This window comes from Flagellimonas amphidinii, assembly GCF_013090115.1.
In the GTDB taxonomy this organism is placed as follows: Bacteria; Bacteroidota; Bacteroidia; order Flavobacteriales; family Flavobacteriaceae; genus Flagellimonas; species Flagellimonas amphidinii.
Window position 1 is genome coordinate 1 of record NZ_JABFNN010000010.1, and the last position, 2,355, is coordinate 2,355.

Here is a 2,355-nt window from a genome sequence, read left to right on the forward strand (position 1 = left end):
GGAGGAGCAGGTTTTATTGGTTCGCATGTAGTAAGAAGGTTTGTTGTGAACTATAAACAATATAGTATTTACAACTTAGATGCCTTGACCTATGCTGGCAATTTGGAGAATCTTAAAGATATTGAAGGGTTTCCCAACTACAACTTTATAAAGGGGGATATTACAGATCAAGCTTTTATCGATGAGCTTTTTTCTTCGAAACAATTTAGCGGGGTTATTCACTTGGCAGCAGAGTCCCATGTTGATAGATCTATTACAGACCCCCTTTCTTTTGTAAAGACCAATGTGCTGGGCACAGTTAATTTATTGAACGCCTCTGCTAAACTGGCTCAAGAAAACAAAGACTTTAGATTTTACCATGTAAGCACCGATGAGGTATATGGTGCATTGGGAAATACAGGTTTATTTACTGAAAGCACTCCGTACGACCCAAATTCCCCCTACTCTGCTTCTAAAGCGAGCTCAGATCACTTTGTGCGTGCTTACGGGGAAACCTATAGACTTCCTTTTGTAATTTCCAACTGCTCTAATAATTATGGGCCCAACCATTTTCCGGAAAAACTGATTCCGCTTTTCATTAACAATATCATTAATGGAAAACCTTTACCAGTTTATGGTGACGGAAATTACACTCGAGATTGGCTATATGTGAAAGACCATGCAGAAGCTATTGATATGGTTTTTCATAAAGGACGAAATGGCCAAACCTATAATATAGGGGGCTTTAATGAATGGAAAAACATTGATTTGGTGAAACTTCTCTGTAGTATTATGGACAGGAGGCTAAAAAGAAAAGAGGGAGAATCTGAAAAACTCATAACTTTTGTAAAAGATAGACCAGGACATGATTTACGATATGCTATTGATGCGACCAAAATAAATCAAGAATTAGGTTGGAAACCTTCTGTAACCTTTGAGCAAGGTCTAGAACTGACAGTAGATTGGTTTTTGGAAAATCAAGAATGGCTCAATAATGTAACTTCCGGGGATTACAAGGAGTACTATAAGAAGCAATATCAATAAAGAATAGTTTATGAAAGGAATAGTATTGGCAGGAGGTTCGGGCACCAGATTGCATCCATTGACTCTTTCCGTAAGTAAACAGTTGATGCCTGTCTATGACAAACCAATGATTTACTATCCTCTCTCAACCTTGATGTATTCAGGTATCAGAGAAATTTTAATTATATCAACCCCTAAGGATTTACCTCTTTTTGAAAACCTTCTAGGAGATGGCAAAAAATATGGCTGTTCATTTTCCTATGCTGCCCAAGAAGCACCTAATGGTTTGGCGGAAGCTTTTATTATTGGAGCGGACTTTATAGGTAAAGATAAGGTAGCCCTAATTTTAGGCGATAATATCTTTTATGGATCAGGGCTGTCAAAGCTATTGCAGTCAAACAATGACCCAAACGGGGGAATTATTTATGCTTACAGGGTACATGACCCAGAAAGGTATGGTGTTGTGGAGTTCAATGAAGAAGGAAAGGCAATTAGTATTGAAGAAAAACCACAAAATCCAAAATCCAATTACGCAGTTCCAGGAATATATTTTTATGACAATGATGTTGTGTCGATTGCAAAGGATATAAAACCCAGCCATAGGGGAGAGCTTGAAATTACCGATGTAAACAAGGTTTATCTAGAAAAGGGCAAACTCAATGTTAGTATTCTTGATAGGGGTACGGCTTGGTTGGATACAGGTACCTTCCAGTCTTTGATGCAGGCATCCCAGTTTGTAGAAGTCATAGAAGAACGCCAAGGTCTTAAAATAGGTGCAATAGAAGGGGCTGCCTATGAAATGGGATATATTGATAAACAGCAATTCAAGGATTTGGCTGAACCCCTAATGAAAAGTGGCTATGGCAAAAACCTTTTAGGCATTTTGAATAAAGAAGATTTATGAAAGTAACAGAAACCAAGCTTAAAAGCTGTTTTATATTGGAGCCAAAGGTTTTTGAAGACGAACGCGGTTATTTTTACGAAAGTTTTAATCACAAAGCATTTTGTGAGGCAATTGGGCAAGAAGTAAATTTTGTTCAAGACAATCAGTCATTCTCCAAGAAAGGAGTTTTAAGGGGCCTTCATTTTCAAAAGGGGGAACATGCCCAGGCAAAACTTGTTCGCGTTCTAGAGGGGTGTGTTTTGGATGTTGCTGTTGATTTACGAATAGATTCTGAAACCTATGGACAGCATGTATCTATTGAATTATCACACGACAACAAGAAGCAGTTGTTTATACCGAGAGGTTTTGCACATGGGTTTGTAGTGTTGAGCGAATCAGCCCATTTTTTTTATAAGTGTGACAATTATTATAACAAAGAATCAGAGGGAGGAATAAATTATAAAGATTCA

3 protein-coding genes are annotated in these 2,355 nt (G+C 37.7%); all 3 read left to right on the forward strand.

All coding sequences use genetic code 11. From position 1 onward, the window contains the following. Positions 1-1,023: dTDP-glucose 4,6-dehydratase (gene rfbB / locus HJC33_RS00095; protein ID WP_171656757.1), on the forward strand; the 1,023-nt coding region annotated here is incomplete at its 5' end. Positions 1,024-1,033: 10 nt separating this feature from the next. Next, positions 1,034-1,906, forward strand: coding sequence for a glucose-1-phosphate thymidylyltransferase RfbA (rfbA, locus tag HJC33_RS00100; RefSeq protein WP_171656758.1), 873 nt, complete (start codon positions 1,034-1,036; stop codon positions 1,904-1,906). Next, the coding region (gene rfbC / locus HJC33_RS00105; RefSeq protein WP_171656759.1) for a dTDP-4-dehydrorhamnose 3,5-epimerase at positions 1,903-2,355 on the forward strand (453 nt) is incomplete at its 3' end. The genes rfbA and rfbC, both read left to right, overlap by 4 nt.

What these genes read in the sequence shown, in the direction of transcription:
- rfbA (WP_171656758.1), top strand. Translation starts at nt 1,034, where the DNA reads ATGAAAGGAATAGTATTGGCAGGAGGTTCGGGCACCAGATTGCATCCA.